Below are 24,933 nucleotides of genomic sequence, written 5' to 3' on the forward strand. Positions count from 1 at the left end.
CATGGATATGTACGATAAAATAAATGAACTTTATGATAAACGTAGAGAAGTAGAATTAGGTGGCGGAGACAAACGAATTGAAAAGCAACATGAAAAAGGGAAACTTTCTGCTAGAGAACGTATTGATATTTTCTTAGATAGTGGTACGTTCGTCGAGCTCAATCCGTTCATGGAACATCGGTGTATGGATTTTGGGATGGAAAAAGGTTCAGCACCTGGCGAGGGTGTTGTCACTGGCTATGGAAAAGTAAATGGCCGACTCATCTTTTTGTTTGCTCAAGATTTTACTGTTTACGGTGGAGCATTAGGAGAAATGCACGCAAAGAAAGTTGCTCATGTGATGGATTTAGCTGTAAAAAATAAAGCTCCTTTTATCGGATTAAATGACTCTGGAGGAGCAAGAATTCAAGAAGGGGTTCTTTCTCTTGATGGATACGGACATATCTTTTACCGAAATTCGATTTATTCTGGAGTGATCCCACAAATTTCAGTCATTATGGGGCCTTGCGCTGGAGGAGCTGTCTACTCTCCGGCGATTACAGATTTTGTTTTTATGGTTGAAAAAACTAGCCAAATGTTCATTACAGGTCCGAAGGTGATCGAAACAGTCACAGGTGAAACGATTACATCAGAAGAGTTAGGTGGAGCGAAAGTACATAGTAGTACGAGCGGGAATGCTCATTTCTCTTGCGCTTCTGAAGAAGAAGCACTACATGAAGTGAGACGTCTATTAAGTTACTTGCCGCAACACAATGAAGACCGTCCGCCTGTAGTCGAGACAGAAGAGAGAAATGATGATTTCTTGTATGATTTGTTAGATTATGTGCCGGTCGATCCATCACGACCTTATGATGTTAGAAAGGTGATTCATGAAGTTGTTGATGAAGATAGCTTTATGGAAGTCCAGCCTTCGTTTGCTAAAAATGCAGTCATCGGATTTGCTAGGTTGAATGGAAAATCGGTAGGAATGATCGCGAATCAGCCGAAAGTAATGGCAGGGGGCTTAGACATCGATTCTTCAGATAAAATTTCTCGTTTTATCCGTTTCTGTGATTGCTTTAATATTCCACTCGTCACATTTGAAGATGTGACAGGATTTTTCCCAGGGATTAAACAAGAACATGGTGGAATTATTCGTCACGGGGCAAAGATCTTATATGCCTATTCTGAAGCAACTGTTCCAAAAATTACAGTGATTACAAGGAAGGCTTACGGTGGAGCGTACGTTGCATTAAATAGTAAAGCGATTGGTGCTGACCTTGTCTTTGCATGGCCAAATGCTGAAATTGCCGTAATGGGACCACATGGTGCAGCTAATATTATTTTCGCGAAAGAGATTCGTGAGAGTGAACAGCCAGAAGTGACAAGAAATGAGAAAATCGAAGAGTATCGTGAAAAATTCGCAAATCCTTATGTAGCAGCTGCCAATGGTATGGTTGACGATGTCATTGATCCAAGAGAAACACGAATGAAGCTTATTCAAAGTTTAGATATGTTGGAGAGAAAAGATGAAGAAAGACCGAACAAAAAACACGGAAATATTCCGTTATAATTAATTGCATACGAAAGAGTCTGACTCAAAGTCCTAGTAGGCTGAGTCAGACTTCTTTTTTGTTTTGCGCGAGTAACTATGAGGTCTTCCTGAGTAGCTCCAGTGCCTTACCCACGGCAAAGAAGACACTGTGAATTCAAACGAAGTGAAGAATGAACAGATGTCGCACTTGTGCCCAGAGGTGCAAAGAAGACACTGTGAATTCAAACGAAGTAAACATTAAGGGGGCAAAATAAAATTGCTTCCGACTTGGCTGTAAACGTTGTTTTGTATACAATGAGTAAGGAACGAATTTTACTATGTTGGAGGAAAAGATAATGGTGAATAAAGAAAGAGTAATTGATGAATTTATTACATTAGTTAAAGTAGACTCTGAAACGAAATATGAGCGTGAAATTGCCAATGTCCTAAAAGCAAAATTTGAAGAGCTTGGTGTGAAAGTAAAAGAAGATGATACAACAACTCAAACAAGACACGGTGCGGGAAACTTAATTTGTACCCTTGAAGGGTCAAAAGATGTTGATCCAATTTACTTTACATCACATATGGATACGGTTGTTCCTGGCAAAGGCATCGAACCAATTATTGAAGATGGATACATAAAGTCCGACGGAACAACAATTCTTGGTGCCGATGATAAAGCTGGAATTGCTGCAATGCTTGAAGCAATTCGCGTTTTAAAAGAACAAAATATCGAACATGGAACGATCCAATTTATTATTACAGTTGGTGAAGAATCAGGATTAGTCGGTGCAAAAGCTTTAAACGCTAACGATATCATCGCAAAATATGGTTACGCTCTTGATAGTGATGGGGAAGTTGGAACTGTTATTGTCGCAGCACCAACACAATCAAAAGTAAAAGCTGTCGTACACGGAAAAACGGCTCATGCTGGGGTAGCCCCAGAAAAAGGTGTCTCTGCAATTACGATTGCTTCAAAAGCTGTAGCAAATATGCCATTAGGACGAATTGATGAAGAAACGACAGCAAATATCGGTAGATTTGAAGGCGGCAGTCAAACGAATATTGTTTGTGACCGTGTAGATATTTTAGCTGAAGCACGTTCACTTGTACCAGAAAAAATGGAGAAACAAGTAGCTCAGATGAAGGATGCGTTTGAAGGTGCAGCTAGTGAAATGGGTGGAGATGTTGATGTAGAAATTAACGTCATGTACCCAGGATTTAAGCATAAAGACGGTGATCATGTCGTTGAAGTAGCGAAAGAAGCAATTCAAACAATTGGACGGGATAGCAACCTTGTGACAAGTGGTGGTGGTAGTGATGCAAACATCATTGCAGGTCACGGTATTCCGACAATCAACTTAGGAATCGGCTACGAGGAAATTCATACAACAAATGAGAAGATGCCAATTACAGAGCTTGTCAAAGCATCTGAATTAGTCCTTGCGCTCATTAAAACTGCAGCAAAATAAGCTTGAAAGAGCACTCTTATGAGTGTTCTTTTTTGTTTTCAACGAAGTTAGTTTATCGTTTCCGAGTTTGAGGTAAAAGTGGTGTAAAGCACTTACAAGTCATATTCACAGTGACGTTCATCGGATGAAAAAGCTGAGAAAGTTAACCAATCCAAGTATTTATTTGCGAAAGACGGCGATAATTAAACAATAAAGAAAAAAATTAGAAGTGATCTTGTTAGGGCTGTCTACCAACTCTAGTTCTCTTGTATTCCTCCCAAAAAAATGGGGATATATGGTATTATGTTAATTAGAGAGAGATAACTATTTTGGGGAAGTGATGAAACTGACTGAAAATCTAAACAACCACTTACTATTAAACTACATAAGAGGCATAGGAAAAGTACTTGAAGATGAATGGCAGAAGAATGCCCAAACTTTAGGACTAACACTAGCTGAACAGCACGTCATGTGGATCGTTCACTCTGAATCGAAAGTGTCGATCTCAAACATTGCGAAGATCGGCCTTTGGGATCGTTCGACGGTCATGCAAATCATTAAGAGACTACAAGCGAAAAAATTAATAAAAATGACGAAAGATGATCAAGACTTACGTGTAACATATATAGAGCTCACCAAACAAGGAAAAGAAAAACGTGAGCTTTCAAAAGAAAAGGATTACAAGTTATTTGATTTTATTAATCAATACGAAACGGGAAATGAAGCGTTTATGGATGAGCTAGTTCGATTTCACCGTGAAGTGAATAAGTATTTTCATGGGGAAGAGTTTGTCGATTGGGTAGAACGAACAACAGTAGAGTATGAAGAAAGTAAATAATAGAAGGATTAACGAAAGTGAAAGAGCCCGCAGTTACTTATTGAAGTAAACTGACGGGCTCAATTTTTCCGAATTCGAGTGACTCTAAGATCGTTTCTTCAGAGTAGCCAATTTTATTTGCGATCTGATGAATCGTTGGTGAAGGCATTTTATTTTGTTTATGTGTAGATACGACTTCTGTAACGAGAAATAAAACAATATCATGGATGGAGTGACTTCTTTTTAACTTGGCCAAATGTATCGACCGCCTTTCCATCTATACTATTTTCATCGTAACATAGTTATGCTTGTTATAAGGGGAAAAGGATGTGTGAAAATATAAAAAATTGTCGGAAAAACATAAGAAAGTTCTCTTGTATTTTTTTGATTATCATATCCAAACTGAAGTTTTCCGCCCCTTTTAAATGATCCGTTAGACCAGAATAGCAATTTTGTTGATTTTATTTTTATTGACAGGCATCATGGTATTGGGAGGATGTTACGATGGAGCAAAAGAAAAAACATCGGATCATATTTCACGTAGATATGAATAGTTTTTACGCTTCCGTAGAAGCTGCTCACGATCATTCGTTACAAGGTAAACCACTTGCGATTGCAGGTAATGCCGAGAAACGGAAAGGTATTGTAGTTACAGCCAGTTATGAAGCGAGAGCTCGTGGAGTCAAGACACCCATGCCTTTATGGGAAGCATTAAAAGTGTGCCCAGAACTCACCGTTCGGGAACCCAACTTTGATAGATACCGCGAAGCGTCGAAAAGGATGTTTCAAATATTATATGAATATACCCCTCTTGTTGAGCCAGTCTCCATCGATGAAGGATATATGGATGTCACATCGCCGGACGCTAATTTAAAGGCAATCGAGTTAGCTGAACATATTCAGCATCGTATTAAGTCAGAGCTGAATTTACCATGCAGTATCGGCATTGCTCCAAATAAGTTTTTAGCAAAAATGGCTAGTGATATGAAGAAACCGATGGGAATAACGGTTTTGCGAAAACGAGAAGTAAGAGATAGACTATGGCCCTTACCTGTAATAGAGATGCACGGAGTTGGTTCAAAAACGGCAGAAAAATTAAAGTCGCTCGGTATTACAACGATTCAGGAAATCGCACAATCAGATCAGCAATACTTGAAAGCACGTTTCGGTGTTGCAGGAGAAAGAATGTACGAAAAAGCTCACGGCATATGTGATAGACCAGTCGATCCTGATGCGGTTGATGAGTTTAAAAGCATCGGTAATTCGACGACTTTACCTGAAGACACAACAAATGCAGTACTCGTTAAGAAAATACTTATGAACTTATCTGACTCTGTTGGGAGGCGAATGAGACGAAAAGACGTCTATTCAGGAAATATACAGCTGACAATAAGGTATCACGACCGAAAAACGATTACGAGAAGTAGTAAACTTCCTCATCCTGTTAGTTCACATGATGATATTTTTCAAGCTGCTTGGCGGTTATGGGAAAAATATTGGAATGGCGAATCAATACGTCTTTTAGGTGTAACAGCAATGGATCTAGTAGAGAAAGGACATGCATATAAGCAGCTTGACTTATTTTCTTATAAAAAAGATGAGAAAGAAGAGAAATTAAGCAGTACTGTAGATTTGTTAAGAAATAAATTTGGTGAAAGTGCCCTCTTAAAGGGAACGCAGCTAGGCGAAGACAAAAGTGGCAAGATTCGAGATAAAAATAAAAGGGGAACGAGTCTTGAAAAAGATTTTTTAAGAGATAATCTATTCTCAAAAGATGAGTGATGAAAGCGTGGTGATCAGAATTGGTCCACGCTTTTTATTTTTGCCGAGTGAAATTACTTAATCTATCACCGTAATTAACCGATAAAATAAAAGAGAGTTTGTGATAGGAAGTGTTTACTTATGGAAATTCAAGGACAGACAACGAATATACAGTCAAATAATCAAGGGCGTCCTCTACAGCTTAGAGAAGGCGATGTTTATAAAGCGAAAATAGAATCACGTACTTCTGATCGAGAAGCAGTTATTTCGATAAGAGGACAAGAAGTAAAAGCGAAGTTCGAGGGAAGAGTTCCTCAAGGAGATCGTGTCACAGTTCAAGTTGAAGGAAGGACAGAGGACGGTGTTCGAGTTCGCGCAATTGAAGCAGATACTCGTCAATCACAAGGCGAAAGCCGATCGAGTGGGAGTAGAGAGCAACAAGCTTCAACAAGAGTGCTCCGTCAATTTGGTCATAGAGAGCCTAGCCCGGAACTTCGTCAATCTATTCAACGAATGCTCGATCGTGGTGTTCCATTAACGAGAGAATCGATTAATGAAATGAATCGCTATCTTCAATCTGGAGCGGGAACAGAACGACAGCGTACACAAACCCTTCATATGATGGCACAAAAGAGAGTCGAACCGACGTCTAATCAAATAAGAGCTGTTCATGAAGCATTACATGGGCAAAGGTCTACAGACCATTTAAAAAATTTAACTCAAAATACAACACCAAGGTCAGTTGATCGAGAGGGACAAGTACGTCAAGAAATGGCCAATGCTATTCGTGAACCTTCCAGTGCCTCTAACAGAGACCTTTCATCTCGTGAAGCAATTATTCGAGCTGTTGAACAAGTTCGTACTAGTTTACAGACAGGTCAAAATTTGCGTCAGTCTATTGAACAACTCCAACAAGTAACTCAACGAAGTGGAGATAGTACGCTTCAACAAACGGTTAATAATGCCTTAAGGGAAATGTTGCAAATCCAAGCGAAGTCTGGACGTAATGCAGCAAGTGAGAGAGTAGCAGCGTTAATACATCAGCTAAGTTCAAGTCAATCCCAAGGATTAACGGGTGCATCAATGACGACACAACTTCCTGGGGGAAATAATCAATCAGCTTCTCTTATTGAAAATTGGTCAGTATTAGTACGAAATGAAGCGAATTTAATGTCTGCTCTTGAAACAATACGGAATGAATTGAGCCAAGCAGCACTTCCTGAAGATACAGTAAATAGACTTCAAGGAAGTTTAAATGATGCAATGAATCGTTTAGAGTCAGGAAGAGAGCTTAAGGCACGTCAAATCGTAATAGATTCCTTGCAACAAGCAGAACAAACAATACAACGAAGCGAGCAAGCAACAGCTGCATCTGATACGAGATTAGAAATGCAGCAATATATGAGAAATGAAATTATGCAAACGACAGGTATTTCATCTAAAAGCGTTTTAGTTACTGAAGTAACTGAACGCCTTGCTACAGCTACCGATAGTTTCAAAGCCTTCCAACGCGATGTGTCTAAGCAATTAAGTCGAATAGAAACAATGATTCAGCAATTTCGTCAACATGCTGTGCAGCAGACAAAGCCGATGCTGGAAAATGTCATTAAACAATTAGATCGGGCAATTATGAAAAATGACTGGATGCTATTTGCAGATATGAAAACAGAAAGAAAAATGTTAGGTGCCAGTAGTAAGTTAGCAGATGCGAAAAAACTTCTTTCGAAAGGTCGTCATGATGAAGCAAGGCAAATTGTTCGAGAAGTTCAACGAACAATGGATGGTATCCAATTTCGTCCTTCAAATCAACGTGTGCAACATTTTATGACGCAAGAACAAGGCTGGAGAGAACAAAGCCCTTCTGCACATCGATTGTCTCACCAATTTGATCATACAGCACGAACACTTGCTAACAATGAAGGTTCAGTACGTCAAGTGTTTGAAGGTGTAAGGTCAATGGGATTAACGAGGGAAGCAGAAATTGCACAATTTTTATCAGCTGGAAAAGACGTTCCACAAGATGTCAATCAGAGGAACATGAAATCATTGCTCTTACAAATGGCTCGGGGTGAAGAAGAGAATGTAAGAGGTCAGCAGCAACAAGCACAACAAGCACTGCAAAACTTATCTGGGCAACAATTGATGAACAGAAATGACCCACAGCAGAACTTGCAGATGCATATGCTCCAGCTTCCATTAATGTTGAAAGATGAAGCTGAAAATCTTCAAGTTTTCGTTAACTCTCGTAACGAAGGTGACAAAGTAGATTGGGAAAACTGTAGCTTATATTTTCATATAGACACAAAAAAACTCGGTCCTCTAGGGATCGCATTAAATGTCTCTGACCGATCACTGAGTGTCACATTAAAAAATGACAAAGTGAATCATTCTAATGAAATTGAGGCACTCGTTAGTAAATACGTCGATAACCTGAAGGATGTTGGCTATAAAGTAAGTGGGATTAAATTTTCACCAATGACATCCCGAGAAGATGAGGTTGTCAGCAACTCTCACAATGAATCGGTGAATGACAATGCTGATCTTCAACCGGTCATGACAGAGAAAGGGTTTGATTTTAAAATATGATGGTTTCAAAGCATTTCAATCATGTGAACCGGCGTAAAATGAACGGTCCATCAGCAGCAGTGATTCGATACGATGAAGCAAGTGGAGAAGAACCATCTGTCGTCGCTTCTGGAAAAGGGTATATTGCTGAAAAGATTTTAGAACTTGCAAAAGAAAATGATATTCATATGGAAGAGGATGCACTTCTACTAGAAAATCTGCTAGATATGGATTTAGGTGAAAATATTCCTCCACAACTATATGCTGTCATTGCAGAAATTCTACTATTAATTGAAGAAATTGAAAGAAATTATTAACTGTTGTCGAATAAATGCCGATAAATATAGTAGACCAAGGATGAAGTAACTAATATACATGGATGTGTTCAAGTGTTTTCGTGGAGGTGAAAAGAATGATCTCAAATGAAGCTTTACATAAAAAAACGTCACAAGAGATTACGGCATTACTGTATGAAGCACTTCTCGATAACTTAGAGGAAGCAAAGCAGGCAATTGTAGACAAAGATTATGTGTTGTCTAATGAAAAAATGCAAAAGGCTAACGACATCTTGCATCGATTAGGTGCTGGTATCAACTATGAAGCTGGTATCATCGCAGATCAATTAGATGCTTTATATAATTATATGGCTGGAAGAATTATTCAAGCGAACTTTAAAAAAGATGAAGCGATTTTAGATGAGGTAATCACGACTCTTCAAGAAATCTCTTCTTCATGGCAAAATGCGATGAAAAAGAACGTCGATAATCAGCCGAAAATGATGAAACAAAAGGCAAGTGCTTACGAAAAAAATGTGATGTTTGAGTAGAAGGGGAGTAAAGAATGAAAATTAATAATAATATTCAAGCGCTCAATGCGTATCGAAATTTAAATCAAAACCAGTTCCAAACTTCAAAGAACTTAGAGAAGCTCTCGTCTGGTCTTCGTATTAACCGTGCATCAGACGATGCAGCAGGACTTGCGATTTCTGAAAAAATGCGTTCCCAAATAAGAGGTTTACAGATGGCTGAGCGTAACGCGATGGATGGTATTTCTTTACTTCAAACAGCCGAAGGGGCAATGACAGAAGTTCACTCTATGTTGCAGCGTATGAGGGAATTAGCTGTTCAAGGCGCTAATGATACAAATACAGATCAAGACCGAGCAGAGATCCAAAAAGAAATTCGTCAATTACAAACGGAAATTGATAGTGTTGCAGAAAAGACAGAATTTAACACTCGCAAACTATTAAACGGATCAAGTGCGGTATTAAGTGTGGTTGATTACAACCATACAAACGTTGTAGGCCTTCCTGAAGTAATTGATCCAAATGTTGAATCAGGCAGGTATGCTGTTGATGTAGGACCTGACCATGAAATTAAATATAACATTACTCAACCTGCAGCAGGGCTAAAAGACGAAGGTGACATTGAGTTTGATCCTAATGTTAAAAATCAAGCGCTAGGTGAATATACGATTAATGTTCGCGAATATAATGAAGATAACGGGAATACAGGGGCAACAATTGAAGTTCTCGGTCCAAATGGTTTACCAGTTGAAGATGGGAAGAGAGCAGTTGCAGTAGGACCTGGTGCAGATGAACAGCACCAAACAATCGGTGGCTTAAAAATTGATGTCAGTAAAATTAACGGATCTGGCACAGCTAAAGTAACAATGGAAGCTGAAGCTACTTTTACAGTATCTAAAGACCGTAATGAACAGACACCTACTTATCGTGAAGCTGAAGTAGATGGTCGTTTCATAAACGTACCAGTAGTAAACCAAGGTGATCAAGATACAACGGTAGAAAATGTATTGAATGCTGATACACAGTTAGGAATGCCTTCTCAAGGTGAAGATGGTGGACTACCATCAGGGTATGAAAAGCTTGCTGTTTTAGAGCCGATGTTGATGTCTAATGAACCTGAACTAGATAAAGATGGGAATCCAGTCAACTTAAAAGCATCAACACAAAGTGCAGAATCCATAAATCTAGATGGTAATTTTGGAAATTTCACGGATATAAAAGATGAATTCCTAGAAGAACTAGAAGATGACATTAGTGCTGCTAAAACTGAAGGTGTAGAATATGTGGATCAAGCTGTTGAAGCAGCATTTCAGGCTGCAAAAAACAGTGCTTTAGCAGGGAAGACAAATGAGGCAATTATTGAAGATGCTATAAACGCTGCAACTCAAACACTTGAAGATAATAATGATTTAGATAACGGAGATGTAGTGAGTGCTATTGGCACACTTATTGGAAAGATTGATGAAGCAATGACTACTTTTGGTGATGACAATGAACATATAGGCGATCTTTTTAAACCAATAGTAGAAGAAGCAGTAACAGGAGATGAAACAAAGCTAGAAAGTGAGTACGAATCAACTTACTTCTCTGTCACTAACTCAGACGGAGAAGACCGTTTATTCCGTGTCGCACAAGAACAATTAGGAGTTGACGGTCCAAAAGCAGTTGTTAACTCAAGTACTGGGGTCGTTTCGATTAACACAGAAGCTGATCCAAAAGTAACTACAAATGATGTACGTAATGCCCTTGTTGCTGATGGTTATAGCGGAGTTCAAGCATGGAGCGTTGCGGGTGATGATACAAAAGTTGAACGTGATATGCTTGTCGTAACGAACAATACAAATGAAGACAGCTCACCAATTGTACGTGAGCCATATGTCGTTAGTACTGCACAATACGAACCAGTTGCATTTTCGAAGACGTTAACAACTGTTAACGGAAAAATCGAACACGGTGGTGTAGAATTTACATTCAATAGTGATATCCGCGAAGGAAAGTCTGAGTACTCAGTGATCAACAATGCTCTCTCTTTCCAAATCGGTCCAAATACGAATCAAAATGTCATGATTGATGTTTCCGAATTAAATACTGTTCGTCTTGGAATTGATGAAGTCAGTGTTCATACCCAAGATGGTGCAAATGACGCGATCCATTCCATTGATCAAGCGATTCAAAATGTATCTTCTATCCGTGCAAAGCTCGGTGCAACGCAAAACCGTATGGAGCACACAATTAACAACTTGCAAGTAACGCAAGAAAACTTAACGAGTGCGGAGTCCCGAATTCGTGATGCGGACATGGCTCTTGAAATGACTGAGTTCACTCGTAACAATATCTTGAATCAGTCAGCAACAGCGATGCTAGCACAAGCAAACCAATTGCCACAAGGTGTACTTCAGTTGCTTCAATAATGAAATCTACAGGAAGGCTCCATTTGGGGTCTTCCTTTTTCAATGCTTCGAATAATACTTGCTAAGACAAAAATACGTTTTGAAAAAACTTTTACGTAAAGAAAGAAAAAAGTCACTTGGAACAGTAGTTATAATCTTTTATAATAAAGTGGATGTCATAGAAAAGGAGTTCTTATGATGGATGTGCAAAAAGTCGGAAGAACTGGGTTGCAAAAAACAAATCAAAAAAAATCATCTGGAACAGAGGCAAAAACAACGTTCCAAGAAATAATGAAGCAAGGACGAAACAATCAGCAATATGAAAAATTAAACCAACTTTTAACCAAAATAGATGACCAAGGAAAAGTACTAGCCGAATCAAGGACGGTTGATGAACTAAGGAAATATAAACAGCTAGTTAAAGAATTTATGGATGATGCAGTGAAGCTTGGCCTTAGTCTCGAAGAACAAAAAGGTTTTAACCGAAGAGGGCGAACAAAAGTTTATAAAATTGTCCGTGAGGTTGATCGTAAGCTTCTAGACATAACGGATGCCGTATTAAAGGAACAGAAAAAAGGGATCGATATTTTAGATATGGTTGGCGAAATACGTGGATTATTAGTGAACATTTACGCGTAAAAAAGAGCTGTCTTATGTGCTTGACACAGAAAGACAGCTCTTCGTTTTTGTTACGGCTGATAGGGTTCAATTTCTTTAAAAATGTATGTTTTTGTCGCATCTATAATCGATGAAAAATGTTCGAAAGCTTTAATAGGGTGTACATTCTCCATGTTCATCGAGTTAAGAGTGCTTCGGTCAATGATTAAACTATAAATGTATTGGTCGACATCGTGGCCGGTTGAATCGTCGAGCACTTGATTATATCCAGAGATAACGACTTCCTCTAGAGTTGGTAAGTAAGAAAAGAAAAAACTAGCTAAATAAAAAGCTGAGCCACCTACCATAATTGCATAGTCTTCGCGGTGATCTCTCTGTGTTTTATTTTCAACCTTTAGACGGTTCGTTTTTAATACGCGAGCTTTTTCAAAAGGAACATCTTCTAACTTAGGTAAGTCGATATCTACATAGGCTTTCTTATCTGAAATGATTTGAAAATCGACGTCTGTCTCTAAAGGGAAATCAACTTCATCTAAAAAGAGGCTAAGCCATTCTTCCATTGCTTCAGTATCACCTTGCTCCACTTTTTTTGCTAATAACATTCTATAACGTTTTTCTTCTTCAATGGCAGTTGATTCCTCTTCAAATGTTCTTAACTCTTCTTTAAAGGACTCGTCAGTGATTTTGTTTACTTCTTCTTGGAATTCTTTTCGCTTACTCGGAAGGAAAAGCTTTAATTGATCAAAGAAGGAAAGGGTGCTTTTCTTTTCCAATTCAATGTCGTGATAAATATTTTCACGATTGGGACGATCAACACTTAATGTCAAACTGTTCGCGGCAACATTTGTTAGGTCTTTATCTTGGTTAAATAAATGGTGGTGTAAGTCGAGTAGTTTATCTGTTTTCTCGTTGATTTCTTTTGCTTTTTCTTCGTAAATTTCGCGAATTTCTTCTTTATGTAAACTTCTTACTTTACGTATTTCGGTATCAGTGAGAGAACGACCATCTTCTGTTTGGAAGTCGAGGTCGTTATTTTGAGCGTCCCAGTTCACTTGGACCTTTTCAGCATCTGGCTTTCCTGTTCTTTGTTGGTTCATACTGCTTTTTTTACGACTATTTCCCCTGTTAAGTTTTGTTCGATAAGAAAGTCCTGTGCCAGGAATTCCAGCATTTCCGTAAAGTCCTCTTTTACCAATTGTCATCGATGCCCCGCGACGGCCAACAGAGCTACTGACACCTCGTTTACTAAAGTTGATACGTACACCTGGTGCCACCCTTACTCGTTTTTGAAAACGAAAGCTCATTTGCTTCACACCCTTCTTCTAAACCGTTAAACTTAAGATACTAATATTGTAAAAGATATAAAGAGAAGTTAAAAGGGGCGGTTACGTGTTTAAGGGAACATTTACGTTTGAAACAATGATTGAAAAACCTTTGCCTGAAGTATGGTGTTTCTTTCAATCTAACGAAAACCTAGTCAACATTACAACTTATCCGAAAATTGAGTTGTTGGGGGATAAGGGCATGTATAAAGGGGCTGTCATCCATTTGAATATGCAATTTTATTTTGCAAGTTTTGAATGGAAAGGTGAGGTCATTAATATAAAGGATAAGGAGTTTTTTGTTGATGTCGCAAATGTACTTCCTTTTCCGTTAAAAGAGTGGAAGCACGTCCATTCGTTTGAAAAATTAGATGAAGAACGCACTAAAATGGTCGATACAGTTCAGTTCGAATCGTATATTCCATCAGTTTATATAAAGGCTGGTCTTTATGGAATGTTTCATAGTCGGAAGAAGCAACTAAAAAAGCACCTCGAAAAATGATATTCTAGAGATGCTTTTGGGTCAAAGCTTCATGGTGCCTATAGAGGAGACAAAATGCCGTGGAAGATCACCATTGAGTCGTCATTGATATTGACATTTTTTCCATTGATGCTTAGCTAATCTATGAGCTGTGTCGACGGTTACGAAGTCTTCAGAGGCCCCGGAAAGACACAACGAGCACTATTGTTTTTTACCAGGAACGCCTATATTGTTTTGGGGCTTCTAGTTCAACACCGAGCTCTTTTGCGGCTGTCCTTGGCCAGTAAGGATCTCTTAACAGTTCTCGGCCAATAAACACTAAATCAGCACGTTCATTTTGTAAGATTTCTTCTGCTTGTGTGCCAGTTGTAATAAGACCTACTGCACCTGTTGCAATATTTGCCTCTCGTTTGATTGTTTCAGCATGACGTAACTGATAGCCAGGATATACGTTGATGGGTGTTCTAACAATTCCACCGGTACTACAATCAATTAAATCGACATTCAGTTCTTTTAATTCTTTTGTAAAGTATACGAAGTCGTTCAGTTTGTTGCCTTCTTTATGATATTCATCTGCAGATATTCTGACAAAGAGCGGGCCGTCCCAAACAGTATTAACACGTTCGATGATTTCTTTTAGGAAACGGAAGCGGTTTTCACGAGAGCCCCCGTATTCATCTGTTCTCTTATTAGAGAGGGGCGATAAAAATTGGCTAATTAAATAGCCGTGAGCGCCGTGAATTTCAATCATGTCAAAACCAGCTTCTTTAGAGCGTCTTGCTCCTTCTTTAAAAGCTTCGATTGTTCGTTCAATATCCTCTTTTGTCATCTCTTTTGGCACTTTTAACTTATCAACGAATGCTATAGGTGAAGGTGCGAGAATCTCACCATCATAAATTGCTTTTCTCCCTGCATGGCCAAGTTGAATGGCTGTTTTCGCTCCGTATGCTTTGATTCCTTTTATTAGCTTCCTCAACCCTTCAATATGGTTATCGCTCCATATCCCTAAATCTTGGGGAGAGATTTGACCTTGTTGAGTAACGGGCGTTGCTTCTGTCATGATTAAACCGACTTGTCCAATCGCGCGGCTTATGTAATGGGTGAAATGCCAATCCGTGACTTTACCATCTTCATCGTGTGAAGAATACATACACATCGGGGACATGACAATTCGATTTTTTAATGTGACTCCTTTAAAGGAAATCGGTGTAAACAATTTTGTTTCCATCTTGTACGCACTCCTTTTCTTTCGCCTGTCTAAATAGTCATTAATAAATGTAACATAACGAAGAAGATTTGTCAGAAAATACTTGAAACATAAAGGGGCTTGGTGATTGCAGAACCTTGTGAGCAAAGGGGGAGCGTTAGTTGCAACGAGCTAAATTTCTTTTATTTATGTAAGGTGATAGAGGCTTACATATTTATATACGGAGTGTAGGCACGACATATTAGTTAAATATAAAAAAGCCGTTTCAAGTATTAAAACGGCTTTTCGTGTTCATGCTTATAAAATAATATTTTTGAATGCCATTGCACATTGTTTATTGCTTTTTCCTTTGCTCGTGTAAATATCCATTTAAGTAGGCTAACAGTTTACTTCGAGTGATGATCCCTATAAAAGAGCCGAAATCGTCTTCAACACAAACGAACGGATGGTTAATAGAGTACGACAAAGCTTTTTCAAAAGGCGAAAAATCATTGATGCAAGCTAGAGACGTGGACATAACGTCTTTTACTTTTGTGTCATTTAGTCTTTCAGGTTCAATTTTCTCGATTCCTAAGATCGTATCTAATATTTCAGCTTTGCTAATTAAGCCTTTTAATTTAAATGCAGTATCCAATACAGGGATTGCTGTATATCCAGATTTTACGAGAACGAGCAGAGCGTGTTCTAACGAATTATCTGGTTGAACATGAGCCACTTTTTCAGCGGGAATTAAAAACGGTGTAATTTCTTTTCCTAAAATGTTCGATTCTTCAAGTTTTTGCATTTCCATGCACACTTTCCTTTGTTAGATTTAACCTCAATTTCTTAACCACCTTGAGATTACTTATGAAATATCATTTATACCCATTTAATATGTTAGTTGGAAACGAAGAAATTGTCAACAAATATTGTAAGCGCTTACATTATGTTTATGAAAAAAGTGAGCTATCGTGCTTGTCTTTAGTTTATTCTTTTTTCTATCGATCCATACTGATGGTGAGGTGAGCGTTATGCATAGTAAACAAACAGTCAAATATATTTGTGAAAAATATCCTTCAGGAAATTGTTATTTTTATAAACAAGAAATGATCACTTTTAATACGTGGGACGATCCATCATCGATTATGTGGGGGAAAAAACGCCCTATATCAAAAAAAACATATGAAAGGCGAAAAAAAGAAGGGTACAAAACAACGGAAACATTTATTAACAAAGAACCAGCTGAAATCGTCCAGTTCATAAAAGCCCATTCATAAAGTAAAAATCTGTATTCGTTAAAGGTTTTTTCGCACATCACAGAGAATGTGTGTGGTAAGGAGACACTTTGCTTTATAGCGGGCTTTTAGGAGTGAAGAAAAATGGAAAAGTGGCAAACAGCTGAAGGGGTAAAAGATCTCACGATTTCTCTTGTGGAATATGGTAGTGTTACAGGCTCCGAAGAAGAAATTGGTATTATGGAGTTTGTAGATTATGAACTACGTTCTCTTCCTTACTTTAAAGAGCATGAAGGATTTCTCCAAACCCATTATACAGATGATGGGCGAAAATTTGTGACGGCTTTTGTAAAAAGTAAGACAAACACAGAGAAAACTGTGATATTAATGGGGCATTTGGATGTAGTGGATGTAGAAGATTATGGTGAATGGAAGCACTTGGCATTTAGGCCGAGGGAATTGACGAAGCAAATGTTTGAACAAAAAGAGCAGCTTCCACCGATCATTCAAAAAGACCTAGAAAAGGATGAGTGGCTATTTGGGCGAGGAACGATGGATATGAAGGCTGGTATAGCGATCTGTATGTCCATGGTCGAAGCGGCTTCCAACGGAGAATTTGAGGGGAATATCGTGTTCTTAGCTGTTCCTGATGAGGAAGTGAATTCAACGGGAATGCGTGCTGCTACACCAGTATTATTAGACCTAGCAAAACAACATCAATTAAAATATGAAGTTGTCTGGAATACTGAGCCGGTTTTTTCGACATTTCCAGGTGATGAACAATTATATATATATCAAGGCTCATTAGGGAAAATGTTACCTGGTTTTTATTGTTTTGGAGAAGAGTCACATGTAGCAGAACCTTTTTCAGGATTAAATGGGAACTTCATGACCTCTTATTTAACAGATGCAATCGAATTAAACCCTACGTTATCTGAAAAGGTCGGGAAAGAAAAGACGCCTCCTCCAACATCTTTATTACAAAAAGATCTGAAACTAGATTATTCTGTGCAAATACCTCATACTGCTGTAATGATTTTTAATTTAATGACGATGAAAAAGACGGCAAAAGAAGTGACAGGTCAATTGTTGAAAATTGCTAGATCGACAGCTGAAAAAATTGCCATTGCTTATAAAGATAGGGAAACTGCCTTCGCTGAAATCCATGATTATTCCCCAAAGGAGAGGAAAATCAATGTTTTTACGTTTCAAGAGCTTCTTGATTATGCGATTAAAACGGCAGGAGAAGATGAGGTAGAAAGACGAGTATCTTTTATTCAAGCAAATGAAACAGATGGGGATGAGCGTGAACTGACGATCCAAATGGTCAATGAAATTGCATCGCTTTGTAAAGAGTTAGCCCCCATGATTGTTTTATTTTATGCACCCCCATATTACCCTGCAGTTTCTTCAGAAGAAAACGAAACAGTGATTGGATTGTGTCGTTATTTAACAAAAGAAGCGAAAGAACGTCTAAATATTAACTTAGAAACGGTTCATTATTTTCCTGGCTTATCAGATTTGAGTTATACTTCGTTAGGAGAATCAGCAGTTCACCTTCATTCTTTAACGAAAAATATGCCGTTATGGAATGTAAGTTACAACCTTCCGTTGAAAGAAATGGAGGAGCTTGATATGGCAGTCGTCAATTTTGGTCCACTTGGTAAAGACCCACACAGTTGGACAGAACGGTTAAATGTAACCTATTCGTTTGAAAAGTTGCCTCCACTTATTAAAAAAGGAATACACTTCATTTTTTCAAAGTAGGAAAAGTGAAATGAAACGGACAAACAGACCCGTGGTTTTTTACGGGTCTGTTATTGTTTTACTCATAAAAGTAAGCCATAAATATTTCATCATCGTATTTACCGTCGATGTAAATTTGTTCTCTTTGAACACCTTCAGTAACAAATCCGTATCTTTCATAGAGTTGCTTGGCTACTTTATTTTCTGCAAAAACAGTGAGGCAAATTTTATGTAATTGATGAATTCGCCCCCATTCTAACGTATATTCCATGATTTTTTTACCTAACCCTTTCCCTTGGGCGTCTTTACTTAACCATGTTCGAAATAAAGCAGTATGCCTCTTCATTTTTAAGTCTCCCCGAATGAGTCTGGCAATGCCGACAACGTGACCACCAATATCAACTGCCACATACATATTATCTTTTTCAATCATTTCTTGAATGAATGATTGTTCTTCTTCAATCGTTCGTACTTTTTCTTTTTGAATGTAACGTCCTTGTTGAATAATGTCTTGTACATTCGTAATGATGTCAAATGCATCATCCTTTACTGCGGGGCGTAATGTAACTTCCGTACCGTCTTTTGCTGTAAAATTCATTACTAGTCTTTCTTTTGTTTTATTCATCACTTTCTCCTTCTCCTTGCCAAAATTTATCTGGTTCTTGCTCAATTTTTGTTTCAATTAAGTGAGAAGCAGGAACAATCTGCACGTTATTTTTCACAAAGTAAGGTAGAGAATCATTAATTCCGTTAAACGTATCTATTCCTTTTACGCCGACGTGTCCAATAGCGATTACTTCTCCGTGGTCTTTTGCTAACTCACATACTTTTACCATTTGTCTATAAACATGATTTCTACTCGACATACTGTCATCTATAAAGCGATCACGAATTTCAAACGGAATGTTCATTTCTTGTGCTAGTTGTGGAATAACAGACTTGGGATTGGTACCGCTGTCAATGACATATAATTCATGTTCTTTAGCTACTTCCATGATTGCACGCATGATTCGTTCATCACCGACGATTTTAGATCCCATATGGTTATTTAGTCCCTTTGCGTGTGGGACATCTTCAATGGCATTACGGACTCTCTTTTTCACCTCTTCTGTAGATAAATCTGAGGTGATCGGTGATGGACCTAACCACGATCGTTTCCCTCTTTTTGGCTCTAATGGCATATGAATAATTACTTCAAAGCCAAGTTCGTTCGCTTTTTTCGCTTGTTCGGTCGAATGCTCTAAAAATGGCATAATCGCGAAGGTGATCGGAATATCTGAGTCAAAAAAGTCCTTAACTCCGCCAGTCTCTCCTCCGAAGTCATCGATAATAATCGCAGCTTTAGGAGAGTCTAAGCTAGGTTCTTGGGCATAACTTATACTTGTCGTACTAAAGACAGAGATGGAAGTGAGCGAAAAAATTATAACCAACAATTTTATCAATTGTAAAGAGGAAAGTTTGTCAGGAGAAAAATTTGTAGGATTCGGAATATTTTTGCCTAATAGACAAGTCAAGATACTTTTTGTTTCTTTTAGGAGTTTTACTAATGGATTCATCTTTATTCACCTCATGAACATCATTTTGTCTTTAGTATGCCAACTGTATGGATGTTCATGAAGAAGTGGGGGAGATAAAATGGATTTTTTTGTTTTATAAAGGAAAAAGGGGGAGGAGAAGGTGCTCAAAATGCTTAAAGGAGGCGTTATTTACGTATTTTAAATGCAGCATTTAACTGTCCACGCAGCATTTTTTCTCTAAGACCTGCCTTTCTTTTCATTTCTCTGCGGATTTCAAATGTTTGCATCCCATCTTCCATTTTATTTGCAATATCAACGAGGCGTTCTACATCATTAAAAGAATATTTCCTCGTACCTCCATTACTGCGTTCAGGAAAGATCAGTTTACGTTCTTCATAATAACGAATTTGGCGTTCTGAAAGTCCAGTAAGCTCACTGACCACCCCGATTGTAATTACTTTACGTTCTTTATAGGACAATGCCGATCCCTTCCTCCATCACGTTTCTAGTTCATCTTTTTCATACTATATCATAAAAAATGATAACTGAATGTAAAAGATGTAAGAAAACCTTACAAGGGGATTTATATTTGAGGTGGTGTTGTAGAAAAGTGCCATTTTTGTAGGTGGTACAAAGTCAAGGTAGGAGTGTTGGGAAGAATTTAGCTGTACTGGTGCTGATGCAAGCGGTCCTTAGAGGAAAAGTACCATGAAGTGTTCATATTCATGAGGAAGGAAAGATGGAGTGTCATGAAGCGTTCATGGGGCCCGTGTTGAAAAAGAAAGGTCACCAATCGAGATATTGGCGACCAAAGTTTCTTTAACCTGGATGATTGTTATTCTCATCAATTTGCTGCTTCATTAGTTCCTTTAATTCTCTAACCTCTTCTCGTAATGCCATTACTTCCTCGTGAGTATCTTTAACATCTTCTTGCGTTTCTTTTACGTCTTCTTCGTCAGCTGTTTCCGATTTTTCGACATTGTTGACGATGACACCAATAAAGAGGTTGAAGATGACAAATGTTCCAACGAGTACGAACGATACAAAGTAAACCCAAGACCAAGGTAACTCATGAAAGATTGGTCGCATTACTTCACTTGCCCAAGACTCCAATGTGACCACTTGGAATAAAGTGAGTAGTGATAATTCCAATGTACCAAAGTACTCTGGCGCCACTGTTTGAAATAACATCGTCCCAGTTACTGCAAAGATGTAAAAGATGATGCTCATGAGCAATAAAATATTTCCTAAAGATGGAATCGTCATAACGAGTGCATCAACAAGTTTTCGTAACGATGGAATAACCGAAATCGCACGGAAAACACGGAGCACACGTAATATACGTAGCACTGTGACAAAATGAGCACCTGCAAAAACATGTCCAGCTGTAACGATTAAAAAGTCAAACCAGTTCCAGCCACTTTTAAAGAAACCTTTAAATGAAGGTGCTGCAAGTAATCGTAATGCAATTTCAATTGTAAAGATCCATAAAAGGATAAAGTCTAATGTGAAAAAGAGTGATTTATAATCTGCATAAATTGTAGGGTATGTTTCTATTCCAACAATGATTGCGTTAAATAAGATCAGTAAGATAATGGCGGTATGAAAGTATTTATGTTCTACAAGGTTTTGTAAATGCTGTTTCCACTTTGGTGTTGTTTGTTCAGTTGTCATTTTGTTTAGCCTCCAAAAAAATACGATGGATTGCATGTTAGCCGTCTACTATTCTACTAAAAAGGGAAGGAAGAATAAATAGATAATGAAAGCAAATCTATAAAAATAAGTGTATGGACAATAAAAACAGAGCAGTTCACTAATAACTGCTCTGCATGATTAAAGGTTAGGCTCCTTTTTGTTCAGTTTGCTTTTTGATGATTTCTTGAGAAACGCGGTATGCACTTGAAAATGAAAGCTCTGATAATTGTCCTTCTCCTTCACACCAATCTCCGGCAAAGTATAAGTTTGAGAGACTTGAGAAGTGAGTAGGTAATCCGCGTTGTGTCATCGTCCATTTGATCGCTTGAACGACGGCTTTGTTGGAGACACGCGGAACAACTAATTGCTTTCGCCATCCTTCAAAATGTTTATCGTAGAAATCTTCGATTCGGCTCTTTATCCGTTCGTAAGCGGCTGGGTCATCGACTTCGTGTTCTTTTAAGTAAGCAATCGCTTGGAGTAGTTGCCCTCCAGGGGGTGCCGCTTCCATATCATAGTAAGAAATATCGGTAATAAAGATTTGTCGGTCACGGTCAAAAATATATGTGTAGGGAGAGTCGATCCGCTTTTTTAAACCAATATCGTAAAACATGACGTATGTTGGTTCGTACTCAGAATAGCGCTTTAAGTCGTGCTCAACGGGTGTATGCTCAAAAACAGTACGTAGTTGATCCGGCGGGATTGCAAAGACAAAATGATCTGCTTTAAAGCTTTCCTTTTTGGAGAAAGCTTCTTTCACCACATCGTTTTCCGTCTTAACATTTGTAATTTTCGTTTTTGTAAACACTTTCCCATTATTATCTTCGATGATATCGATAAACTGTTTAATTAACTCTTCCCAGCCACCTTGAATATAGCTAACTGGAATGTTTGTTTTAAATAAACGGCGATAGTAAGAAAAGAACACGTCAGAAGGGATTTTTTCAGGTTCCCCGGTGAAGAAATTTGATGCAGCTAAATTTAGCATCATTTCTTTTACAGAAGGACTAATTTTCCTTTCATCAATCCAATCTTGTATCGATACTTTAGGGTCGCCTTTTTCAAAACCGAGCATCGTAAAAAGGATATGATAGGCAAAACGGAATTTGTCCATGCCCTTTAAAAGTTTGGTTTGAATGAGACCGCCGATGTTTGTTGGGACAACTGACACTTCTTCACCTAAGTCGTATTTAGCTTTCAATTGTGTAAAATCTGCCCAATATAAGTTGAGTTTAAGTTCTTTCTCAAGAGTGGTTAAGTAGGATTGGTCCCGCCCGTAAATTGCATGAGCTCCATAATTAAATTGGAAACCTTTTAAATTCATGACCGTTGCACGGCCTCCAAGTTTTCCACTTTCAATTAAGGCTACTTTTTTACCAGAGTTGGCTAAATAAGCAGCGGATGATAATCCTGCTAAGCCACCGCCGACGATCACAACGTCGTATTGGCTTGTTTTCATGAAGATACCTCCTAATATAGGAAAAAAACGATGGTTCATTCGTAACACGTATAAATGAGTTCAAAATAAATTAAATGTAAGATAACACTATTTGCATATTGTATAGTATAACTTAGAGGTACTCATTTGAAAAGGTACAGTTTATTATATTCAGAATTTTCTAACTCTAGCACTTTCAACATTAAAAACATTTTGTTCGTTTCATTAATGTCTTATCATTATACATGTGTTACGACAATATACGCGATGAATGATTGTTAAACATCATGAATAGGAAGAAGGTCTATGGTACGAAGCAAATGGACCTTACGTTTATACTGCGCAATTAAAAACTACATATTTTGTATGATGTTTATATGAACGTGAAGCCGTGATAACAGGTATTGATATTTCATAATGAAAAAATAATTAGTAGGTTTGTTATATTTTTCGTTCAATAAAAGACAAGTTATTAAAGAACCGTTTATAATGAATGCATTGATAATTATGAGAGGATACGATACGGATGATTGATTGGAGTAAACAGCGAGTAGTCATTACTGGAGCGTCAAGTGGAATTGGGGAAGAGGTGGCTAGGGAAGTAGCAAGGCGAGGTGGAGTGCCGATTTTGATGGCTCGCTCCTATGGAAAACTTTTAAATATCGCTTCTGAAATTAAGGAAGAAACAGGTGTCGCTCCTTATGTTTTCGAAGTCGACATTTCAAATAAAGAAGATATTCATGACGTCTTTTTAAATATTAAACAGACGATCGGTCATGTTACTGTATTAGTTAATAATGCAGGGTTTGGCTTGTTCGATTCCGTTCAAGAAGCGTCAATCGAGGATATTGAAGCGATGTTTCAAGTGAATGTTTTTGGGGCGATTTCAAGTACCAAGTCCGTTTTACCTTCGATGATCGAGAAAAACGAAGGGCATATTATTTTTATTGCGTCACAAGCAGGGAAGTTAGCGACGCCAAAGTCGAGTGGCTATTCCGCATCAAAGCATGCCATTTTAGGGTTTGCGAACAGTTTACGCATGGAAGTTGCTGATGAAAATGTGAACGTTAGCGTTGTCAATCCTGGTCCAGTACGAACGAAGTTTTTTGATATGGCTGATAAAAGTGGCGAATATCAAAAGAACGTTGAACGCTACATGCTTGACTCAGAAAAAGTAGCTATTAAAACCGTTGACTTAATTGAAAAACCGAAACGAGAGCTAAACTTACCGCGATGGATGAGTGCAGCATCAAAGCTTTATCAAGTGTATCCAACCTTAGTAGAAGCGGTTGCAGGAAAACAATTTCGAAAAAAATAAACATGAAGTATTGCATCATTCATTAAAAGGGTGATGCTTTTCTTATCCAAAATTAACCAGGTGCCTGGCACCTGGTTAATCTTGGATGATCGTTAGAAAAATATGGAATGTTCTCTACTGTTCGCTTACAATAAATAATGGTTAATAAATTTTAGGAGGGAGATTATGATTGAGCTCTTGAATGTAAATAAGCGGTATGGGGATCGAAGAGCATTAGAGAATATCGATTTACATATTGATGAAGGAATTTGTTTCGGTCTGATCGGTCCGAATGGGGCGGGGAAGTCGACACTTATGAAAATCCTTTCTAGTATTCTAGAAGACTTTGAAGGAGATGTGTCTCTTTTCAACCAGCCGCTAAGAAAGGATAAGACTGCGATACAAAGGCGAATTGGATATGTCCCTCAAGATATTTGTCTTGAGGAGAAGTTGACAGCGATTGATAACCTTTCGTTTTTTGGACGTATTTATGGATTGAAAGGCAAGCAACTAAAAAAACGGATGGATGAAGTTTTAAAGAAAGTCGGTCTATTTGATCGAAGGAAGGATCCGGTGACGAATTTTTCTGGAGGGATGAAAAGACGTATGAATATTTCATGTGCTTTACTCCATGACCCGGATTTAATCATTTTAGACGAACCGACAGTTGGTGTTGACCCCCAATCAAGAAATCATATTTTTGACATTATTAATGATTTGAAGTCAGAAGGGAAGACGGTGCTCTATTCAAGCCATTACATGGAAGAAGTAGAAAACTTGTGTGACAAAATTGCGCTCATTGACCAAGGGCAGATTGTAGAAAGTGGAACAGTAAGAGAAATCCTTGTGAAGTATGCAACGCCTTCTATATTTGTTCAAGGAACAGGTGTAAAAAAAGAAGATTTAAAACAGTTCGGCGAAGTTTCCGATGTGAAAGAAGGATATAAAATTGATACGAATGAACCCTTACAGGTGATCGATGATATCGCAGACCTGCTTTTAAAAAAAGAAGCGCAAGTCGAGCGTCTTGAGATTACGAAACAAAGTTTAGAAGATATCTTCCTGTCACTGACAGGATCATCTTTAAGGGATTGAG

Annotated in this window: 23 protein-coding genes; 14 read left to right on the forward strand and 9 right to left on the reverse strand. The window is 38.1% G+C overall.

What is annotated here, in order from left to right; all coding sequences use genetic code 11:
• Nucleotide 1: 1 nt before the first annotated feature.
• The 3 genes from LGQ02_RS07770 to LGQ02_RS07780 all read left to right on the forward strand — a co-directional run bounded on the left by LGQ02_RS07770 (nucleotide 2) and on the right by LGQ02_RS07780 (nucleotide 3,802).
• Nucleotides 2-1,552, forward strand: a complete 1,551-nt coding sequence (locus LGQ02_RS07770) for an acyl-CoA carboxylase subunit beta (protein ID WP_226517623.1) — start codon at nucleotides 2-4, stop codon at nucleotides 1,550-1,552.
• Nucleotides 1,553-1,869: 317 nt separating this feature from the next.
• Entirely contained in the window at nucleotides 1,870-2,985 is a 1,116-nt protein-coding gene (locus LGQ02_RS07775) for a M20/M25/M40 family metallo-hydrolase (RefSeq protein ID WP_226517624.1), read from the forward strand.
• Between the two features lie 319 nt (nucleotides 2,986-3,304).
• The gene (locus tag LGQ02_RS07780) at nucleotides 3,305-3,802 is read left to right on the forward strand and encodes a MarR family winged helix-turn-helix transcriptional regulator (protein WP_226517625.1); all 498 of its coding nucleotides are present in this window, start codon (nucleotides 3,305-3,307) and stop codon (nucleotides 3,800-3,802) included.
• Between the two features lie 37 nt (nucleotides 3,803-3,839).
• On the opposite strand, the gene LGQ02_RS07785 is transcribed toward LGQ02_RS07780, so the two are convergent.
• Entirely contained in the window at nucleotides 3,840-4,037 is a 198-nt protein-coding gene (locus LGQ02_RS07785) for a hypothetical protein (protein WP_226517626.1), read from the reverse strand.
• Nucleotides 4,038-4,285: 248 nt separating this feature from the next.
• On the opposite strand from LGQ02_RS07785, the gene LGQ02_RS07790 reads away from it, so the two are divergent.
• The 6 genes from LGQ02_RS07790 to LGQ02_RS07820 all read left to right on the forward strand — a co-directional run bounded on the left by LGQ02_RS07790 (nucleotide 4,286) and on the right by LGQ02_RS07820 (nucleotide 11,941).
• Nucleotides 4,286-5,563 carry a DNA polymerase IV gene (locus LGQ02_RS07790; protein WP_226517627.1) on the forward strand — a complete coding sequence of 426 codons (1,278 nt, stop codon included), beginning with the start codon at nucleotides 4,286-4,288 and terminating at the stop codon, nucleotides 5,561-5,563.
• 120 nt (nucleotides 5,564-5,683) lie between these two features.
• A complete protein-coding gene (locus LGQ02_RS07795; RefSeq protein ID WP_226517628.1) occupies nucleotides 5,684-8,128 on the forward strand; it encodes a hypothetical protein in 2,445 nt (814 codons plus the stop codon).
• A complete protein-coding gene (locus LGQ02_RS07800) occupies nucleotides 8,125-8,424 on the forward strand; it encodes an EscU/YscU/HrcU family type III secretion system export apparatus switch protein (RefSeq protein ID WP_226517629.1) in 300 nt (99 codons plus the stop codon). Before LGQ02_RS07795 ends, LGQ02_RS07800 begins: the two co-directional genes overlap by 4 nt.
• Before the next feature lie 95 nt (nucleotides 8,425-8,519).
• Nucleotides 8,520-8,933, forward strand: coding sequence for a flagellar export chaperone FliS (gene fliS, locus LGQ02_RS07805; RefSeq protein ID WP_226517630.1), 414 nt, complete (start codon nucleotides 8,520-8,522; stop codon nucleotides 8,931-8,933).
• A gap of 14 nt (nucleotides 8,934-8,947) precedes the next feature.
• Nucleotides 8,948-11,323, forward strand: a complete 2,376-nt coding sequence (locus LGQ02_RS21370) for a flagellin N-terminal helical domain-containing protein (protein ID WP_319003517.1) — start codon at nucleotides 8,948-8,950, stop codon at nucleotides 11,321-11,323.
• Nucleotides 11,324-11,500: 177 nt separating this feature from the next.
• Nucleotides 11,501-11,941, forward strand: coding sequence for a YaaR family protein (locus tag LGQ02_RS07820; RefSeq protein ID WP_226518251.1), 441 nt, complete (start codon nucleotides 11,501-11,503; stop codon nucleotides 11,939-11,941).
• 50 nt (nucleotides 11,942-11,991) lie between these two features.
• On the opposite strand, the gene LGQ02_RS07825 is transcribed toward LGQ02_RS07820, so the two are convergent.
• Nucleotides 11,992-13,224, reverse strand: a complete 1,233-nt coding sequence (locus LGQ02_RS07825) for a DUF4236 domain-containing protein (RefSeq protein ID WP_226517631.1) — start codon at nucleotides 13,222-13,224, stop codon at nucleotides 11,992-11,994.
• Nucleotides 13,225-13,309: 85 nt separating this feature from the next.
• Between LGQ02_RS07825 and LGQ02_RS07830 the strand changes: the two genes are divergently transcribed.
• Entirely contained in the window at nucleotides 13,310-13,744 is a 435-nt protein-coding gene (locus LGQ02_RS07830; protein ID WP_226517632.1) for an SRPBCC family protein, read from the forward strand.
• Nucleotides 13,745-13,934: 190 nt separating this feature from the next.
• On the opposite strand, the gene namA is transcribed toward LGQ02_RS07830, so the two are convergent.
• On the reverse strand, nucleotides 13,935-14,951 hold the full coding sequence (gene namA, locus LGQ02_RS07835) for an NADPH dehydrogenase NamA (RefSeq protein WP_226517633.1): 1,017 nt from the start codon (nucleotides 14,949-14,951) through the stop codon (nucleotides 13,935-13,937).
• A 313-nt stretch (nucleotides 14,952-15,264) separates the two neighbouring features.
• Complete coding sequence (gene cbpB / locus LGQ02_RS07840; protein ID WP_226518252.1) at nucleotides 15,265-15,714, reverse strand: cyclic-di-AMP-binding protein CbpB; 450 nt, start codon at nucleotides 15,712-15,714, stop codon at nucleotides 15,265-15,267.
• 226 nt (nucleotides 15,715-15,940) lie between these two features.
• Here cbpB and LGQ02_RS07845 point away from each other — a divergent pair, with 226 nt between their 5' ends.
• Together LGQ02_RS07845 and LGQ02_RS07850 are read left to right on the forward strand one after the other, a co-directional pair.
• Nucleotides 15,941-16,186 carry a hypothetical protein gene (locus LGQ02_RS07845; RefSeq protein ID WP_226517634.1) on the forward strand — a complete coding sequence of 82 codons (246 nt, stop codon included), beginning with the start codon at nucleotides 15,941-15,943 and terminating at the stop codon, nucleotides 16,184-16,186.
• Between the two features lie 102 nt (nucleotides 16,187-16,288).
• Nucleotides 16,289-17,911 carry a M20/M25/M40 family metallo-hydrolase gene (locus LGQ02_RS07850; RefSeq protein WP_226517635.1) on the forward strand — a complete coding sequence of 541 codons (1,623 nt, stop codon included), beginning with the start codon at nucleotides 16,289-16,291 and terminating at the stop codon, nucleotides 17,909-17,911.
• Nucleotides 17,912-17,969: 58 nt separating this feature from the next.
• Here the strand turns inward: LGQ02_RS07850 and LGQ02_RS07855 are convergent, their stop codons facing one another.
• The 5 genes from LGQ02_RS07855 to LGQ02_RS07875 all read right to left on the reverse strand — a co-directional run bounded on the left by LGQ02_RS07855 (nucleotide 17,970) and on the right by LGQ02_RS07875 (nucleotide 22,561).
• A complete protein-coding gene (locus LGQ02_RS07855) occupies nucleotides 17,970-18,515 on the reverse strand; it encodes a GNAT family N-acetyltransferase (protein ID WP_226518253.1) in 546 nt (181 codons plus the stop codon).
• Nucleotides 18,508-19,446 (reverse strand): divergent polysaccharide deacetylase family protein, encoded by a 939-nt coding sequence (locus LGQ02_RS07860; RefSeq protein WP_226517636.1) that lies wholly within the window; start codon nucleotides 19,444-19,446, stop codon nucleotides 18,508-18,510. The genes LGQ02_RS07855 and LGQ02_RS07860 overlap by 8 nt, the downstream gene beginning before the upstream one ends.
• A gap of 146 nt (nucleotides 19,447-19,592) precedes the next feature.
• Nucleotides 19,593-19,886, reverse strand: coding sequence for a MerR family transcriptional regulator (locus tag LGQ02_RS07865; protein WP_226517637.1), 294 nt, complete (start codon nucleotides 19,884-19,886; stop codon nucleotides 19,593-19,595).
• Between the two features lie 340 nt (nucleotides 19,887-20,226).
• Nucleotides 20,227-21,081, reverse strand: coding sequence for an ion transporter (locus LGQ02_RS07870; protein ID WP_226517638.1), 855 nt, complete (start codon nucleotides 21,079-21,081; stop codon nucleotides 20,227-20,229).
• 166 nt (nucleotides 21,082-21,247) lie between these two features.
• Nucleotides 21,248-22,561, reverse strand: coding sequence for a phytoene desaturase family protein (locus LGQ02_RS07875; RefSeq protein ID WP_226517639.1), 1,314 nt, complete (start codon nucleotides 22,559-22,561; stop codon nucleotides 21,248-21,250).
• Between the two features lie 505 nt (nucleotides 22,562-23,066).
• Here LGQ02_RS07875 and LGQ02_RS07880 point away from each other — a divergent pair.
• Both LGQ02_RS07880 and LGQ02_RS07885 read left to right on the forward strand, forming a co-directional pair.
• Nucleotides 23,067-23,858, forward strand: a complete 792-nt coding sequence (locus tag LGQ02_RS07880) for an SDR family NAD(P)-dependent oxidoreductase (protein WP_226517640.1) — start codon at nucleotides 23,067-23,069, stop codon at nucleotides 23,856-23,858.
• A gap of 165 nt (nucleotides 23,859-24,023) precedes the next feature.
• Entirely contained in the window at nucleotides 24,024-24,932 is a 909-nt protein-coding gene (locus LGQ02_RS07885; RefSeq protein ID WP_226517641.1) for an ABC transporter ATP-binding protein, read from the forward strand.
• Nucleotide 24,933: the final 1 nt, after the last annotated feature.

Source organism: Bacillus shivajii (genome assembly GCF_020519665.1).
Taxonomy (GTDB): Bacteria; Bacillota; Bacilli; order Bacillales; family Salisediminibacteriaceae; genus Bacillus_CA; species Bacillus_CA shivajii.

What these genes read in the sequence shown, in the direction of transcription:
- LGQ02_RS07770 (WP_226517623.1), top strand. Translation starts at nt 2, where the DNA reads ATGGATATGTACGATAAAATAAATGAACTTTATGATAAACGTAGAGAA.
- LGQ02_RS07775 (WP_226517624.1), top strand. Translation starts at nt 1,870, where the DNA reads ATGGTGAATAAAGAAAGAGTAATTGATGAATTTATTACATTAGTTAAA.
- LGQ02_RS07780 (WP_226517625.1), top strand. Translation starts at nt 3,305, where the DNA reads ATGAAACTGACTGAAAATCTAAACAACCACTTACTATTAAACTACATA.
- LGQ02_RS07790 (WP_226517627.1), top strand. Translation starts at nt 4,286, where the DNA reads ATGGAGCAAAAGAAAAAACATCGGATCATATTTCACGTAGATATGAAT.
- LGQ02_RS07795 (WP_226517628.1), top strand. Translation starts at nt 5,684, where the DNA reads ATGGAAATTCAAGGACAGACAACGAATATACAGTCAAATAATCAAGGG.
- LGQ02_RS07800 (WP_226517629.1), top strand. Translation starts at nt 8,125, where the DNA reads ATGATGGTTTCAAAGCATTTCAATCATGTGAACCGGCGTAAAATGAAC.
- fliS (WP_226517630.1), top strand. Translation starts at nt 8,520, where the DNA reads ATGATCTCAAATGAAGCTTTACATAAAAAAACGTCACAAGAGATTACG.
- LGQ02_RS21370 (WP_319003517.1), top strand. Translation starts at nt 8,948, where the DNA reads ATGAAAATTAATAATAATATTCAAGCGCTCAATGCGTATCGAAATTTA.
- LGQ02_RS07820 (WP_226518251.1), top strand. Translation starts at nt 11,501, where the DNA reads ATGGATGTGCAAAAAGTCGGAAGAACTGGGTTGCAAAAAACAAATCAA.
- LGQ02_RS07825 (WP_226517631.1), bottom strand. Translation starts at nt 13,224, where the DNA reads ATGAGCTTTCGTTTTCAAAAACGAGTAAGGGTGGCACCAGGTGTACGT.
- namA (WP_226517633.1), bottom strand. Translation starts at nt 14,951, where the DNA reads ATGGAAACAAAATTGTTTACACCGATTTCCTTTAAAGGAGTCACATTA.
- cbpB (WP_226518252.1), bottom strand. Translation starts at nt 15,714, where the DNA reads ATGCAAAAACTTGAAGAATCGAACATTTTAGGAAAAGAAATTACACCG.
- LGQ02_RS07845 (WP_226517634.1), top strand. Translation starts at nt 15,941, where the DNA reads ATGCATAGTAAACAAACAGTCAAATATATTTGTGAAAAATATCCTTCA.
- LGQ02_RS07850 (WP_226517635.1), top strand. Translation starts at nt 16,289, where the DNA reads ATGGAAAAGTGGCAAACAGCTGAAGGGGTAAAAGATCTCACGATTTCT.
- LGQ02_RS07855 (WP_226518253.1), bottom strand. Translation starts at nt 18,515, where the DNA reads ATGAATAAAACAAAAGAAAGACTAGTAATGAATTTTACAGCAAAAGAC.
- LGQ02_RS07860 (WP_226517636.1), bottom strand. Translation starts at nt 19,446, where the DNA reads ATGAATCCATTAGTAAAACTCCTAAAAGAAACAAAAAGTATCTTGACT.
- LGQ02_RS07870 (WP_226517638.1), bottom strand. Translation starts at nt 21,081, where the DNA reads ATGACAACTGAACAAACAACACCAAAGTGGAAACAGCATTTACAAAAC.
- LGQ02_RS07875 (WP_226517639.1), bottom strand. Translation starts at nt 22,561, where the DNA reads ATGAAAACAAGCCAATACGACGTTGTGATCGTCGGCGGTGGCTTAGCA.
- LGQ02_RS07880 (WP_226517640.1), top strand. Translation starts at nt 23,067, where the DNA reads ATGATTGATTGGAGTAAACAGCGAGTAGTCATTACTGGAGCGTCAAGT.
- LGQ02_RS07885 (WP_226517641.1), top strand. Translation starts at nt 24,024, where the DNA reads ATGATTGAGCTCTTGAATGTAAATAAGCGGTATGGGGATCGAAGAGCA.